This is a genomic window from Acinetobacter sp. 25-47-130 (assembly GCF_056779705.1).
Genome location: NZ_JBWYII010000008.1, coordinates 117,465 through 132,615 on the forward strand (window position 1 = coordinate 117,465; position 15,151 = coordinate 132,615).

The 15,151-nt window shown below is 38.8% G+C and carries 17 protein-coding genes and 2 tRNA genes; 3 read left to right on the forward strand and 16 right to left on the reverse strand.

Going from position 1 to position 15,151, the window contains the following annotated elements; all coding sequences use genetic code 11:
* Positions 1-36 precede the first annotated feature (36 nt).
* From AC1M83_RS10615 to rpoD, 7 genes are all read right to left on the reverse strand, one after another.
* Positions 37-1,554, reverse strand: a complete 1,518-nt coding sequence (locus tag AC1M83_RS10615) for an outer membrane protein transport protein (protein WP_092766849.1) — start codon at positions 1,552-1,554, stop codon at positions 37-39.
* A gap of 305 nt (positions 1,555-1,859) precedes the next feature.
* Positions 1,860-3,254 (reverse strand): APC family permease, encoded by a 1,395-nt coding sequence (locus tag AC1M83_RS10620; RefSeq protein ID WP_481590637.1) that lies wholly within the window; start codon positions 3,252-3,254, stop codon positions 1,860-1,862.
* Between the two features lie 267 nt (positions 3,255-3,521).
* Positions 3,522-4,706, reverse strand: a complete 1,185-nt coding sequence (locus AC1M83_RS10625) for an iron-containing alcohol dehydrogenase (RefSeq protein ID WP_481590638.1) — start codon at positions 4,704-4,706, stop codon at positions 3,522-3,524.
* Between the two features lie 2 nt (positions 4,707-4,708).
* Entirely contained in the window at positions 4,709-5,242 is a 534-nt protein-coding gene (locus tag AC1M83_RS10630) for a hypothetical protein (RefSeq protein WP_035267888.1), read from the reverse strand.
* 77 nt (positions 5,243-5,319) lie between these two features.
* Positions 5,320-5,976, reverse strand: a complete 657-nt coding sequence (gene lipB, locus AC1M83_RS10635) for a lipoyl(octanoyl) transferase LipB (protein ID WP_035267889.1) — start codon at positions 5,974-5,976, stop codon at positions 5,320-5,322.
* 130 nt (positions 5,977-6,106) lie between these two features.
* The gene (locus AC1M83_RS10640; RefSeq protein ID WP_035270687.1) at positions 6,107-6,394 is read right to left on the reverse strand and encodes a YbeD family protein; all 288 of its coding nucleotides are present in this window, start codon (positions 6,392-6,394) and stop codon (positions 6,107-6,109) included.
* A gap of 127 nt (positions 6,395-6,521) precedes the next feature.
* Positions 6,522-8,459, reverse strand: coding sequence for an RNA polymerase sigma factor RpoD (gene rpoD, locus AC1M83_RS10645; RefSeq protein WP_228133303.1), 1,938 nt, complete (start codon positions 8,457-8,459; stop codon positions 6,522-6,524).
* A gap of 297 nt (positions 8,460-8,756) precedes the next feature.
* Between rpoD and AC1M83_RS10650 the strand changes: the two genes are divergently transcribed.
* Together AC1M83_RS10650 and AC1M83_RS10655 are read left to right on the forward strand one after the other, a co-directional pair.
* Positions 8,757-8,963, forward strand: a complete 207-nt coding sequence (locus AC1M83_RS10650) for a PA3496 family putative envelope integrity protein (protein ID WP_092766845.1) — start codon at positions 8,757-8,759, stop codon at positions 8,961-8,963.
* Between the two features lie 66 nt (positions 8,964-9,029).
* Entirely contained in the window at positions 9,030-9,554 is a 525-nt protein-coding gene (locus tag AC1M83_RS10655) for a YecA/YgfB family protein (protein WP_179997742.1), read from the forward strand.
* 26 nt (positions 9,555-9,580) lie between these two features.
* Here AC1M83_RS10655 and AC1M83_RS10660 read toward each other — a convergent pair whose 3' ends face one another.
* The 3 genes from AC1M83_RS10660 to trhO all read right to left on the reverse strand — a co-directional run bounded on the left by AC1M83_RS10660 (position 9,581) and on the right by trhO (position 11,726).
* Positions 9,581-10,189 (reverse strand): DedA family protein, encoded by a 609-nt coding sequence (locus tag AC1M83_RS10660; RefSeq protein WP_481590639.1) that lies wholly within the window; start codon positions 10,187-10,189, stop codon positions 9,581-9,583.
* A 67-nt stretch (positions 10,190-10,256) separates the two neighbouring features.
* Positions 10,257-10,598 carry a hypothetical protein gene (locus tag AC1M83_RS10665; protein WP_481588907.1) on the reverse strand — a complete coding sequence of 114 codons (342 nt, stop codon included), beginning with the start codon at positions 10,596-10,598 and terminating at the stop codon, positions 10,257-10,259.
* Positions 10,599-10,793: 195 nt separating this feature from the next.
* Positions 10,794-11,726, reverse strand: coding sequence for an oxygen-dependent tRNA uridine(34) hydroxylase TrhO (gene trhO, locus AC1M83_RS10670; protein ID WP_035270894.1), 933 nt, complete (start codon positions 11,724-11,726; stop codon positions 10,794-10,796).
* Positions 11,727-11,817: 91 nt separating this feature from the next.
* Between trhO and AC1M83_RS10675 the strand changes: the two genes are divergently transcribed.
* Positions 11,818-12,324, forward strand: a complete 507-nt coding sequence (locus AC1M83_RS10675; protein WP_171076814.1) for a DUF1289 domain-containing protein — start codon at positions 11,818-11,820, stop codon at positions 12,322-12,324.
* Positions 12,325-12,383: 59 nt separating this feature from the next.
* Here AC1M83_RS10675 and panD read toward each other — a convergent pair whose 3' ends face one another.
* The 6 genes from panD to AC1M83_RS10705 all read right to left on the reverse strand — a co-directional run bounded on the left by panD (position 12,384) and on the right by AC1M83_RS10705 (position 15,135).
* Positions 12,384-12,764, reverse strand: a complete 381-nt coding sequence (gene panD, locus AC1M83_RS10680) for an aspartate 1-decarboxylase (protein WP_035269276.1) — start codon at positions 12,762-12,764, stop codon at positions 12,384-12,386.
* A 147-nt stretch (positions 12,765-12,911) separates the two neighbouring features.
* A complete protein-coding gene (gene pth, locus AC1M83_RS10685; RefSeq protein ID WP_035269278.1) occupies positions 12,912-13,490 on the reverse strand; it encodes an aminoacyl-tRNA hydrolase in 579 nt (192 codons plus the stop codon).
* A gap of 19 nt (positions 13,491-13,509) precedes the next feature.
* Complete coding sequence (gene rplY / locus AC1M83_RS10690) at positions 13,510-13,806, reverse strand: 50S ribosomal protein L25 (protein WP_035269282.1); 297 nt, start codon at positions 13,804-13,806, stop codon at positions 13,510-13,512.
* A 98-nt stretch (positions 13,807-13,904) separates the two neighbouring features.
* Positions 13,905-14,858 (reverse strand): ribose-phosphate pyrophosphokinase, encoded by a 954-nt coding sequence (locus AC1M83_RS10695; protein ID WP_035269283.1) that lies wholly within the window; start codon positions 14,856-14,858, stop codon positions 13,905-13,907.
* Positions 14,859-14,894: 36 nt separating this feature from the next.
* Positions 14,895-14,969, reverse strand: a tRNA-Gln gene (locus tag AC1M83_RS10700).
* A gap of 91 nt (positions 14,970-15,060) precedes the next feature.
* Positions 15,061-15,135, reverse strand: a tRNA-Gln gene (locus AC1M83_RS10705).
* Positions 15,136-15,151 lie beyond the last annotated feature (16 nt).

Here is a 15,151-nt window from a genome sequence, read left to right on the forward strand (position 1 = left end):
AAAAAGCACGGATGAAAAATCCGTGCTTTTTAAACTCTAGAAACGGTAACCAATTTTAAAGCTATATCCAATAGCTGTATTGTCTTTAAAATCTGCATCATAGCGATCGGTTCCGAACCAACTAGCAGATTGAGCTTTTGCATCACCTAACCAAAAATATCGTGCACCCGCTTGAATGAATGTATTTTTATTAAAGCTGTACTGACCACCTAATCCTGCACTCCAAAAACCTTCAGATGGACCTAAGGTAGAAACATATTCACCTGCACCAGAGTCCCATCCTCCGATAATGGTCAATGCGAGTTTTTCATTTAATTTTCTTGCGATACCGAATGTTGCAGATATTTGATCTTTTTCATAAGCGATTAAGTCGAAACCACGAGGTCCTTTACCTTGTCCCTCAGTAATCGAAGAAGTTAAAACTCCAAATTTGTATGGACGGATTTTGAACTCAGACCAATCTACCCAACGTAAATTGATATAAGCTAATGTATCAGCCATGATACCTGATTGGAAATCTAGGTTAACTGATTGTGGAGTTGATGCTGAGGTTTTACCTTCTGTATATTGGTAGTCGGTACCAAGTGCCCCAATTTTATCTACAATATGCCACCCAGGATGTACAATAGGTAATGTATCTGTAATCACTTCAGGCATACTTTCTTCAGCTTGAACTGAATAAGAAATTTTTGATCTGTAGGTTAATGAAGCTCTTAATGCAATTTCAGGAATTTGAAATGCAGCACCCGCTAGCCAACCAAAAGCACCTTCTTCAGGCATACTTGCTTTATAGCCTTGATAATCTTTTCTTGTATCACGACCAAGAAGATCTCTTGAACCTGTACCTTTTTCCTTAAAAGTACTACACAGTGCTACACCACTAGTCTGTGAATTACATAAATAACCTCCCAACAGACTGTAAGCAGTTCCTTGTAAACTAAGATCACCTTTTACTGTTTGATAAACTGGGCCTGCATAAAAATTAAGGTGTTCATTAGGTTGGAAGCCTACGACTAGAGATAAACTATTTGTCGAAACTTCAGCCTCTGTACTGCCATACTCACTGTGAAATGCACCATATTTTGTCGCAGATTCAAGGTCACCTAATGGCAATCGTCCTGAGCTGTTGACTCTGGAATGTTTTTTATCAGAATTTGAATAAGAGGCTTTTGCTCCGAAAGGTTGGTCATAAATTAAACCTAATGAAATATTGTCAGTCACTTGAAATTTTAAATTAATATTTGCAAATCCGAACGTGTCTGCAATATCACTTAAATTTGAGCCCGCAATTTCCCCACCTGCGTTAATATCATCTGCTGTAGGCATATTCCAACCATTCGGGTCTCTTAATCCTGCAGATGCAGGGCCCGAAGGTTCAGTTCTCATGGTTCCTGAAAGATCAGCATCCAAAATTGAGTAACTAAAATCTACATAGTTTCCTGGCTGTAAAAAGCCATTCATCGATTGGCCTGAACGATCCATAGCTGCAGCATAAGCGCCCGCGGTTGGAAACATTGCGACCAAAATCGCCCCAGTAAGTGTATTCAAACGCATTATTACATTCCCTGTGTAATGAATATTATTAGAGCTTTTACTCAAATATTTTGCTCTTTATACACATCGTGTAATTTTTGGTCAATGAGTATCCTGACAAATATGTAATTTTTTGCCAATCATTTTTTATTTAATTTCATGTATTTGCGTTTAAATGTGTTATTTGTCTCATTATTTTGAAATAAAGCTGCATATTATGATGTAGAGTTTATTTTTAAATAAGAAATTTTGATTGATGTTTGATCATTTTGGTCAATTTCCATGATAAAAAAAGGCGCCTAAGCGCCTTTCTAAAAAATCAATTTTTAACGATCATTAAACTCATCATGTTGTGGAGCAGGGTATTTAAAGCCTTTGGTTTTATAACCTAAATACAAAATACCACCAATCGCCCAAATCAAACCATATTTAAGCGATGCTTGATCGACCTCTAACCACAATGCAAATACTGCAATAAAGCCGAGTAATGGTACGATAACGAAATTAATAATTTCTTTCGCTGTTTTAGTACGACCATCGCGTAACGCATAGCGTGAGATAACAGATAAGTTCACAAAGCTAAATGCTGTTAACGCACCGAAGCTAATTAATGAAATGACAAAGTCTAAATCCATAAAACCAGCGGTTAATGCGACTGCACCTACAATCATGATGTTATATGATGGAGTGAAGTTTTTAGGGCTGATGTGACCAAAAATTTTCTTATTGATGACACCATCGCGTCCCATAACATACATAAGGCGTGATACACCTGCATGTGCAGAAATACCTGATGCCATAACAGTAATGATGGCAAATGCAAGCACATAAGACTGGAACAAAGACCCACCAACCAACAACAAAATTTCAGGTTGAGTTTCTGCAATATTTTGGAAGTATGATCCCGGATTATTAGGGAAATAGATCTGCATGAAGTAAGTGCTGACGATAAAGATAATCCCTGCAATTAAAGCAGTTAAGAAAATTGCTTTTGGTAGCGTTTTCTCAGTATCTTTAGTTTCTTCAGCGAGAGAACTGAGTGAGTCAAATCCTGTAAATGAGAAGCAGAGTAATGTTGCACCTGTGATCAAGGCACCCACTGAAGTTAACTCATTCCAAAATGGTTCTAAACTCCAAAGTTGGTAGCGTTGTTCAGCAGAGATTGGACCATCCGCGTTATATCCCATTTGGAGCTTGGTATAGACCATCAATGTAAATACAGCGATCACAATTAATTGTACGAATACAATTAAGCTGTTGAAATTTGCAACAAATCGCGCACCACGAAGGTTAATACCTGTCATAAATGCTGTTAACACAATGACCCAGACCCAATGATTGACATCAGGGAATAAAGCCTCAAGATAAATCACCGCAAGGATGATGTTGACCATGGGGGAGAGCAGGTAATCTAACCATGATGACCAGCCAACCATAAAACCAACGTTAGGGTGGATAGATTTTTGAGCATAGGTATACGCTGAACCTGAAGATGGATATCTACGGATCATATGACCATAACTCAATGAAGTTAGTAGGATTGCAACAAGTGCAAAAATATATGATGTAGGAACGTGGAAATTACTTTCTTCTGATACCAAACCGAAAGTATCAAACAACGTCATTGGCTGAATATAAGCTAAACCGATAATAATGATGTGCCAGAGTCCTAGCGTTTTTTGCAGTTTAGCTGCCGATTGAGTCCCAGTTATATTAGTCAACGGCTTTATCCTCTTAATCGTTGATCAAGGATCAGTCAAATCAATTAAGGATCGTTTGAGACGAACGATCCCCCCTAATGTTTTTTCAAAAGTGCGCCAATCTAAACCAAATTGATGCAGTTTGTCAGTAGTTTGTGCGAGTTTTTTTAGCAGGATTTATGCCAAAGGTATTGAACTCATGAGTTAAAACAACTAACAAATGAAAAGCCTGATGTCTAAAAAAACATCAGGCTAGTTTTAAGCGTATCTTTACTTATTTTGAGAAATTTACCAAGCTTTTTCTAAGATAGATTTCAAATCTTTTAATGTCGCTTCTTTAGGGTTGAAAATGATAGATCCGTCATTTAACGCTTTTTCGGCAACTTCATCTAATTGAGATTGCGTAACTTTGCCTGTCTCACGTAATGTACGTGGCAGTTTAGTTAAATCATAAATGCGATCACGCATTGTGTTGATAATCGCAATAGCTTTATCTGCACGTTGATTTGCTGGTGTCTGTGCATAGATATCAGTACCTGCAAGCGGTAGTAACAGATCAGCAATCTTATCCCCATTCACATCCTTGTTGTAATCGAGCACATAAGGGAGGAATAAGTTCATGCACAAACCATGTGGTAAGTGAGCAACTGCACCTAGAGCGTGTCCAAGGGAGTGAACAATACCGACCATTGCATTTGAGAATGCAATTCCAGCCATGGTTGATGCTTGAGCAAGTTCTAAACGGGCATCAGCATCTTTTGGATTTTCCAAAACTTTAAACAAGTTTTCACTAATTTTTTTAATTGCAGCAGTAGCGTAAGCATCACTGATAGGATTCGCTGCCAAACACGTATAGGCCTCAACAGCATGTGTCATTGCATCCATTCCTGTCATTGCTGTCAGGTGTGGAGGTAATGTTAAAGTCATACGTGGATCTAAAATTGCAGCACTAGGCATTAAATATTTTGAAGCAAATGCCATTTTTTGATTATTCGCTGTATCTGAAACCACAGCAACCATCGTGACTTCAGAGCCTGTACCTGATGTTGTTGGGATAACAAAAAAAGGCTTTAATGGGCGAGGTAGGTTGTGAGCTCCTGAATATTTCAGCAGATCATCGCCTCCTTCCGTGACGAGAATATTGGCAGCTTTTGCTGTATCGATGACTGAACCACCACCAATTGCAATGATGGCATCGCATTGATTGTTACGATACATCTCAGTCACTGCTTTTACTGTTTCTAAACTTGAGTCCGGCGGAACTTCATCAAAAATTGAGCCAATTCTTACTTCTGTCGCTGCAAAAGCAGCTTCCACTGGTTCAAGTAGACCATTGGCACGTACGCCTTTGTCTGTGATGATGAGTGGTTTTTTTGAACCCATTGAATCTAGCTCAAATGGAATGTGTTCAAGCGCAGCATTACCAGCAATCACTTTAACTGGACAGAAAAATTCGTAATATGGTTTAGCCATGCTTAAGCACTCCCTTTAATATATGACTGAGCAACTTTGAGATAAATATTTGCTGCACCTGTCAATTTTTCTTTTAATGACAGATTGACTGGATATTCTTTGACTGCAAGTTCAGCGACTAATTTTGGAAGAATAAGGGCTTCCATTTTATTCAGACAACGCACTAAACGTATTGCATGACCTAAATCGCCATCAGCAATCATACGGTCATTTGCAAATGCTTGTGCAGTACTTTCTTGGAAAGAAAATACCAAAAAAGCATGATGCATATGTTTAAAGGTAATCGTTAAATCAGGTTTTTTTGATGCATGGTCGATTAAGACAAGTTGATGTTGTGGATTCACTTGTGCAATAAATGCTGCATCACTGTTGAAAACGTCCATTGAAATCGTGAAGCCGACAGGAAATTTAGCAATTTCCTGTTTTATTTCTTCATCGACTTGACTTGCCATCGCTAAGCCTCTGCCAATCACGTCAAGCATGAGTTTGACATAAGCTTGTTCTAGCGCGGGCTTTACAGAGTTAATAGAAATCACTCACTTGTCCCTTATCACATAGTTTTATAATTTAGAGTAAATACTCTAAAATTATCTAATGACAAAGTAAAGGAGTTTTAATGATCATTCACGATAATTTGACTGAACAGGTCACTTTTTTTTAGATAGGCAATGAGGTCTTGAACTAACATATCAAAACTTGGGTAGGGATTTATCAAATCAGAGATTCTGACCATTTCAAGACCTGCATAACCACATGGATTAATAGTTTGGAAGCCTTCCAGGTCACAATCTATATTAAGTGAGAGTCCATGATAACTGCGACCTTTTCGGATTTTAAAGCCCAGAGATCCAATTTTTCTACCATCAACATAAACACCAGGTGCATCTGGTTTAGCATAAGCTTCGATACCGTATTTTTTTAATAAATCGATCATGACATTTTCTGCATAGCTGACTAAAGTACGGACATTCCAGCCTAATCGATTTAAATCAAACATAAAATATGCAACTAATTGTCCTGGACCATGCCAAGTGACTTGTCCACCACGATCAGTTTGAACAACTGGGATATGGCTAGGCACTAATATATGTTCTGGTTTGCCTGCTTGTCCTTGGGTAAGCACAGAATTGTGCTGCAAAATCCAAAATTCATCTGCTGTTTGTTCGTCACGCTGTTCTGTCATCAGCTTCATTTCTTGGAAGCGATCTTCATAAGAAGTGGTTTGGGTATAGTGACGAATAATCAATTGAGGTTTGGTTTTGACATCCACGGAGGTTAAGGCTCACATTCAAAAATGAGTTTTATTATAGACAATATTGTTGAATTAAGTGTGACCTAGGCACATACTTGATGAATAATTAACAAACATAAAAAAAACACGCATGAAGCGTGTTTTTTTATTAAAGTGCAGTTTTAATTAAAGGGCAAGCAGCCAAGTCTGCATATACTTGATGTACTTGCTCAAGCTCTTCAAAACGAAGTTGCGCAGTAATTGAATGATACTTGCCTGTACGCGATGGTGTCACTGTCATTGCATTCCCATCAAAATCAGGGAAATGTTTAACAAAAATGTCATTCACGGCTTTGCGTAAATCCTCACCTGCAAGACCAATCAATTTAATTGGATAATCCATCGGAAACACCCAAAGATGTTCTTGTAGTTCGCGTGATGGAGTGCGATCGATCATGTCAGTCATAGGACACCTCATTAGTAAAAATACCTGCTAGGCGCAGGTATTTAGAATTATTTGCTACATGCTTTATATTATGGGGGAGTGTCCCCCATATTCAAGCCTGTATTATCCTATGGATAGATTAGTCATTCTCAAGGAACGAGCGTAAATGTTCAGAACGCGATGGATGACGTAATTTACGTAACGCTTTTGCTTCAATCTGACGAATACGTTCGCGAGTTACATCAAACTGTTTACCAACTTCTTCCAACGTGTGGTCCGTCGGCATATCAATACCAAAACGCATCTTCAAGACTTTAGCTTCACGTTCAGTCAGGTTTTCAAGTACCTCACGTGTTGCTTCTTTCAAGCCTTCTGAAGTGGCAGCATCAACTGGTGAAGTAATGTTACCATCTTCAATGAAATCACCAAGATGTGAGTCTTCATCATCACCGATCGGTGTCTCCATCGAAATTGGTTCTTTAGCGATCTTAAGCACTTTACGAACTTTGACTTCATCCATTTCAAGGCGTTCACCTAACTCTTCAGGCGTAGGTTCACGTCCCATTTCTTGAAGCAATTGACGAGATACGCGGTTGATCTTGTTAATGGTTTCAATCATATGTACAGGGATACGAATCGTACGTGCTTGGTCAGCAATTGAACGTGTAATCGCCTGACGAATCCACCAAGTTGCATAAGTCGAGAACTTATAACCACGACGGTATTCAAACTTATCTACGGCTTTCATCAAGCCGATGTTACCTTCCTGAATCAGATCGAGGAACTGTAAACCACGGTTGGTATATTTTTTCGCAATGGAGATGACCAAACGTAAGTTCGCCTCAACCATTTCTTTTTTAGCACGACGTGCTTTTGCTTCACCAATCGCCATACGTTTAGAAATATCTTTAATTTCACGTACAGTAAGGTCTAGATCTTTTTCGATATCAGCGATTTTTTGTTGGAAAGCAAGAACGTCAGGGCGTACTTTCTCTAAGTATGGTTTTTGGTCAGCAGTGGCTTTAGCAATTTGCTCATCTAACCAAGCTGGGTTTGATTCTTGACCAGGGAACGTTGTACGGAATTGAGTACGATCCATACGACCACGACGAACTGCGTAGCGCATTACTTCACGTTCTGCTGTACGAATTTGTTCATGCGTGCCACGAATCATTTCAGAAATGATGTCAAACAAACGTGGTGTGAACTTAAACATCATAAAGACGGTTGCAAGCGACTCAAGAGCTGCTTTACCTTCTTTACTGTTACGACCATGTTTTGCGATCGCATCTTTAGTCGCATTCCATGCAGCTTCTAACTCTGCAAAACGCACTTTTGCGATTTCAGGGTCTGGACCTGAATCACCCTCAGAATCATCATCACTTTCAGACTCTTCTTCATCATCGTCATCAAGTTTTACATCTTTAGTTGGTTTAGTCTCTGTTTCTTCTTCAAGATCAGCATCAACTTCTTCTAAAACTTCTGGAATTTCTTCATCAGACTCTGGATCTAAATAGCCTGAAAGGATATCGGCTAAACGACGCTCGCCAGTTTCGTAATCTTTATATTCTTGTAATACAACTTCAACCGCATTTGGCCAATAAGCAATTGAGTTTAAAACGTCACGAATACCTTCTTCGATACGTTTTGCAATCTGAATTTCGCCTTCACGAGTCAACAGTTCAACTGTTCCCATTTCTCGCATATACATACGAACAGGGTCAGTTGTACGACCAGGCTCATTTTCTACAGATGCTAAAACTGCAGCTGCTTCTTCTTCAGCAACTTCGTCAGTCGTTTCTGCGCTACTACCATCAAACATTGCATCGTCAGATTCTGGCGCACGTTCGTGTACAGGAATACCGACGTCTTGAAGCATCTGAATGATATCTTCAATCTGTTCGCTTTCAGTGATCGAGTCTGGGAGATGATCGTTAACCTCAGCGTAGGTTAAGTAACCTTGTTCTTTGCCTCGGCTAATCAGAGCCGCTACTTGTGAAGTAGGGGAATGCATATCGCTCATCTTTGCTCTCTTCTCGTTGAATCTGTGGCGGGGAAAAACCGTGCATTCTAGCACAATTAACTTATCTTTAGTATCGTATTAACTCAGTATAATTGGTTTTGAAAACCAATGAATTAAGTTGTTTAAGTTAATATTGGGTCAAAATTGTTCATTTCAAGCACATCATGCTTTTTATTTTAAACCAGCAATAAGGCTCTGATCCTTGATTAAATAATGACATATTTTTTTGTCCAAAAAAAACTAAAATTTTTATAAATATCAGCGAAAAATAAAATAAAACTTGACAAGTATTCTGAACAAAGATAAATAGCGCCTAGCCCCATTCATTTTTTCACACATGAGGTAGTTTTAGTGTCTTCTACAGATTTTGAACTAGATGATAACTACGGTGATGATGATGTTAGTTTTGATGAAACTACGAGCAAAATTAGCGCCAAAGAATCATTAGAAAAGCGTCGCTTGATTGATGACTTACTTGCACAGCGTCGTTTAGATCGTGAATTGAAAGATCTTGAATATGATTTTGACGATGATGATTTCGACGATGATGAAGACTAAATTAGATTGGGTATCCTGATCTAAAATGTTATTCTACGAAATTAAGATACAACCTTTGGAAATATAATGAGTGCATTAGATTTAGACTTGTTAAGTGACTACTTAGATGGCGACCAAAATGAGCATGGTCTAGATTTTGCTGCAACTCATGGTTTTTTGTGTGCGACAGCTGTAGGTCCTCAATTTGATCGTTGGTTGGATGAGTTATTTGACAATAATCAAAAGAAAGTGCCTGCAGAGATCGTAGCTCAAATTAAACTTTGGTTAGAAGATTTACGTCAAAAACTTGCCAATGAAGAAGGTATTGAATTTCCTTTTGAAATTGAAGAAGCAGATGTAGAGTCAAGCCTTGGGGATTGGAGTGTAGGCTTTGTCGATGCAATGTTCTTAAATGAAGATGCATGGTTCACACCTGAGTTTGAAGAGCAATTGGTTGATCTCACTCTGCCAATTATGGTGTTTAGTGGAGTTGACGAAGAAGATCCTCAAATGGAGTCTTTCCGCCGTAACGGTCAATTAATGGATGAGCTTGCAGAAGAAATTCCAGATAACTTGAATGAATTGTATTTGATGTATCATACGCCGAACTAATTAAAAAGCACCGTAAGGTGCTTTTTTTATTTTGAGTTCTTTCTTTTTTGTCTGCGGTACACAATCCAAATGATTATACCGATGACAATAGCGAGAATGAGATAGCTTACTTGGCTAAATATTTTGTGCATCATTTCAGTATTATTTCCAAAATAATAACCCACATATGCTAAAAAGGTGGTCCATATAACCGTGCCTAAACCACTATAAAACATAAACTTTACAAAAGGCATTTTGCTCATGCCTGCAGGTATACTAATCAGAGATCGTACTGCTGGAACCATACGTCCAAAAAAAACGATTCGATGTCCATATCTTTCAAACCATTCTAATGATTTATCAACATCAGCTACTTTAATAAATAAATACTTTCCATATTTATCAACGAATGCATAGAGCTTTTGATCAGAGATCTTACGTCCTAACCAATACAGCGTAGCGGCAGCTAAGAGCGAACCTATACTTCCTGAAATAATGACACCGATCAAAAGTAATTGACCCTGAGAAGCGGTATAGCCAGCTGAAGGCATAATAATCTCTGAGGGTATAGGTGGAAAAACATTATCGAGAAACATCAATAGAGCAATGCCGAAATAGCCCAATTGCTCCATCACTGAAATGATCCAATCTTTCATAAGTGATTTGTATTTTAAAGTTAAACCTATGCTAGAGGTTTTTAAGAAAAAATACAGTGAAATTAAGTTAATGCATTAATTCAGGGTGTTGAATTTGTATAAGTGTATGAACATAGACTTCTCGTAGGATATAGCTGACGAGAAGGGGCGTTACGCTGATGATGAAGACAAGAGTCATTGAATCTCTCATCTGAAAACCGATTGCTAAAGCAATAATTGCACCGATACAAGCACCCAATGTTACGATAAAATAATGGGATTGGTTATGGATATGCAATTTAACATCAGAATTATGTGAGTCGATATATGTAAATTTTAAATGTGTCGGTACAGCCGATACACGATCTAAATGATTATGGTGAGCAAAATTCCGTTGAACAGGAAGATATTTGAATGGCACTCGATTCATGACTTTCATCCTTGAGCTAAATTGATTTCCTTCATATTAAATTTATCTGAATGACTTCATGTGTTTTGTGTTGTTATAAAATAACTTTGTAATGGTGATATATCAGAATTGAAATTTTGTTTGTTCAATGTAAAAAGCGTCATCTACACTGTAATGTAGACAACGCTTTTGTAAATTAAATAAAATATTTTTTATTTAGAGGCGTTTACGTTTTGCAGCAATAATCTGAGACTGGCGCATACGGAAACCTTCTTTCTGCTTTTCTGTTGTTTTATCGATACAATAAACACATGATACGCCATGTTCGTAACTTGGTAATGCTACTTCTTCAGGGGTTAATGGCCAACCACAAGCATGGCACTTCACATTTTGACCTTCTTCCACTCCGTGTGTAACCGCAGTACGACCATCAAAAACAAAGCATTCACCTTCCCATAAACTTTCTTCAGGAGGGGTTTCTTCTAAATATTTAAGAATACCACCTTTGAGGTGATATACCTCTTTAAAGCCTTCTTGAAGAAGTAGTGAAGTTGATTTTTCACAACGAATCCCGCCTGTACAAAACATGGCAATCTTTTTATCTTTATGCTGTTCAAGATTGTTTTTTACATATTCAGGGAATTCGCGGAACGTTTCAGTTTTTGGATCAATTGCCCCTTTGAATGTGCCTGCTTTGTATTCGTAATCATTTCTTGTATCGACTAAGATCACGTCATCACGTGCAATGAGTTCGTTCCATTCTTTAGGGTCTAGATAGTGACCAACTAAGTCGCGTGGCTTCACTGGAACACCTAAAGTCACGATTTCTTTTTTATGTTTGATTTTCATTTTACGGAATGGTTTTTCGTCACTGTGTGACTCTTTATATTCCATATCATTAAATCCTTCATTTAAAAGGAATTGATGAATGACATCAATTGCATGACGGTCACCTGCAACTGTTCCGTTAATCCCTTCATGGGCAACAATAAGAGTACCGCATAGGTTGATGGTTTTTACCAACTCAAGTAATTTTTGTTGAAGTGCTAGAGAATCTTCAACCTCTTTAAATTGATAAAGTGCCGCAACAACCCAACCAGTGGTCGCTTGCTGTTCTACAGGTGCAAGCTGTTCTACAGTAGCGTTCATGGAGTACTCCAAATGTATTAATATAGGGATAAAATCAGGCGCGTATTCTAACGCGATTTTTGAAAATATGCGAGAAAGCCATAGAAAATTTATGGTTTTATATGAGGAAAATATTTTGAATACAGCGCGTCGAATCCCTTCATTAACACCATGTGCGGGACGTTGTTCAACAGTGTTTGGTGATGCGGTATGTCGTGGTTGTCGACGTTTTAATCATGAAGTGATTCAATGGAATACTTATAATGAAGAACAACGACTGAGTATTTGGAAGCGTTTAGATCAACAACTGGATCAAATTTTGGTTCCAATGCTTCCTCATGCTCAACTTTCTGAGGTGGAAAAATTCATTGAATCAAAAAGAATCCGAGTATTGGAGAATGCTTCAAAAGGCCGAAAATTATATCATGCGCTTAAAATTTGCGAAAAAAATAAGCATTTAGCAGAGCAGAGTGGTTTAGGTATTTCAGCTCCACATGTTAAACCGATCTGGACTGAGTTTGAACGTCGGGTTCTAGCTTTGGCGAATGCCAGTTATGAATTAGCTTGGTTAAGAGCAGATGGGATTAGCCAGAGCTTGCAGTTGGTGGATGAAGAGTAATTCTATGATAATTTGTTATAAAAAAACTCGCTCAAGTAAGCGAGTTTTTTAGTCAATCATTAAGCAACTTGGACTGGAATACAGTTTGCTGTGTGATTCACAGTGTTATCTGGATTTGCATAAACCAAACGTGGTTTATGTGCATCAGCTTCTGCAACAGTAAAATCACCGAAAGTCGCGATAATAATAATGTCACCTAAATCTGCTTGATGTGCAGCACCACCATTTACAGAAATAATGCCTGAGTTTTCCTCACCACGGATTGCGTAAGTTGTAAAACGCTTGCCATTAGTTACATTCCAAATATGAATTTCTTCATATTCACGAATACCAGCTAAATCTAGTAATACACCATCAATTGCACATGAACCTTCATAATGAAGTTCAGCTTGTGTTACAACTGCACGGTGGATTTTAGCTTTTAATAAACGAGATAGCATGGGAAGCGTCTCCTGAGTTGTTCTAAGATTGTTTTATTATCTAGAAACAACAGTTTTTTAATTTGGGTGAAGCATTTGAAAGCGCATTTTGCCCTCAAATTTTCATCGTGGCAAGAAAAATTGTTGAACAAAAATTAAATTTATCAACTACGGCTTGTAGGCATTTATTTGATTCATTGCCTGCTGAATTTCACCATTCACTAATAATTTTGTACGACTTAGTGCGTGATGAATTGCATCGTCAATGAGCGTTTGTTCACTTGAGGGTGCTTTACCTAGAACATGACCTGATACACGGTCTTTTGATCCAGGGTGTCCAATTCCGATACGTAAACGATGGAAGTTAGGGCCAGTATGAGGAACAATGTCACGTAAACCGTTATGACCACCATGACCACCACCCGTTTTGAGGCGAATGATACCTGGATCCATATCAAGTTCATCGTGAGCAATAAGCATTGCTTCTGGAGAGATTTGGTAGAATTTTGCGAAGGGTACAACACTTTGACCAGAACGGTTCATAAAGGTTGAAGGTAATAAAAGTCGAACATCTTGTCCTTCTACATTACCGCGACCACTTAATCCATTAAACTTAGGGTCATTTTTAAGTGTTATGCCATATTGTTCTGCAAGACGTTCTACATACCAGAAGCCTGCATTATGGCGGGTTTGAGCATACTCTTTACCAGGGTTGCCCAAACCAACAATCAGTGAAATATGAGACACTAATTTACACCATCAACACTTATGCGCGTTTGAAGTCAGCGTGCATTGGAGTGTTTTTAGCTGGGTGACGTTGTAAAGCTTGGATTTTAACGCTTTCAACTTTACCATCAACATCAATTTCAATTACTTCTTCAAAGAAAGCGTTGTCTTCTAAGTATTTAACAAGCTGACGAAGCTCAAGTGTAATTGCTACAGGTGCAGCATCACCACCATAGATGATAGCAGGAACTTTAGATTGAAGACGAAGGCGGCGGCTCGCACCTTTCCCTTGTACTGCTTCTTCACGTGCTACTGCATTTAATACGAAGTTTGCCATGAGAGACATCCTATTTAAGTTAAGTGAACTAGATCTGCGACCGATCTAGTGATAGAAAGCCCTACCAAAAGGCAGGGCTTTAAAATTTTAGCGCTCTATTATAGATAAGAATCAAACATTGCGCTAATAGATTCTTCGTTGTTAATACGACGAATTGTTTCAGCAACCATACTCGCAACTGAAACTTGGCGAATCTTACCAAGAGCTAAAGCTTCTTCTGAAAGCGGAATTGTATCTGTCACAACAAGTTCGTCGATAACAGAGTTTTTCAAATTCTCGATCGCTTTACCAGATAAAACAGGGTGAGTAGCATATGCTACGACACGACGCGCACCAAAAGTCTTCAATGCATCAGCGGCTTTACATAAAGTACCAGCTGTATCAACCATGTCATCAACGATCACACAGTCGCGATCTTTAACATCACCAATCAAATGCATCACTTGTGATTCATTTGCTTTTTGACGACGTTTGTCGATGATAGCTAAATCGATATCGCCCATTTGTTTCGCAACAGCACGAGCACGAACAACACCACCAACGTCTGGCGAAACAACCATAAGGTTGTCATGAGACTGTTGACGTAAGTCAGCTAAAAGCGCTGGCGTACCGTAAATGTTGTCTACAGGGATGTCGAAGAAACCTTGAATTTGGTCAGCATGAAGATCGATCATCACAACACGGTCAATACCTACAGTTGTTAGCATATCTGCTACTACTTTTGCAGTAATTGGAACACGTGAAGAACGAGGACGACGGTCTTGGCGAGCATAACCGAAATAAGGAATCACAGCAGTGATACGACCAGCACTTGCACGACGCAATGCATCTGCCATTACTAAGATTTCCATAAGGTTATCATTAGTTGGAGCACAAGTAGGCTGAACGATGAATACGTCTTTACCACGGACATTCTCAGTGATTTCGACAGCGATTTCACCATCAGAGAATTGACCTACAGATGCAGCACCTAGAGGGATATGCAAGTGGCTAACGACTTTTTGGGCGAATTGTGGATGCGCAGTTCCACTAAAAACGACAAGATTGGGCATGAAGCACCCTTGGCGGTTGAAATGTATAGAATGAGATGGCAGGGGCGGCTGGATTCGAACCAACGGATGGCGAGATCAAAACCCGCTGCCTTACCACTTGGCGACGCCCCTAATGCGGCAGAACTTTAATGGTTTTATATGGGTTTGTCAAGATTGTTTGACTCAACTCATGATACCAATGTTCTGTCTTTTTGAACTAAATTGGCAGGGGCGGCTGGATTCGAACCAACGGATGGCGAGATCAAAACCCGCTGCCTTACCACTTGGCGACGCCCCTATCATTTAAACGATGA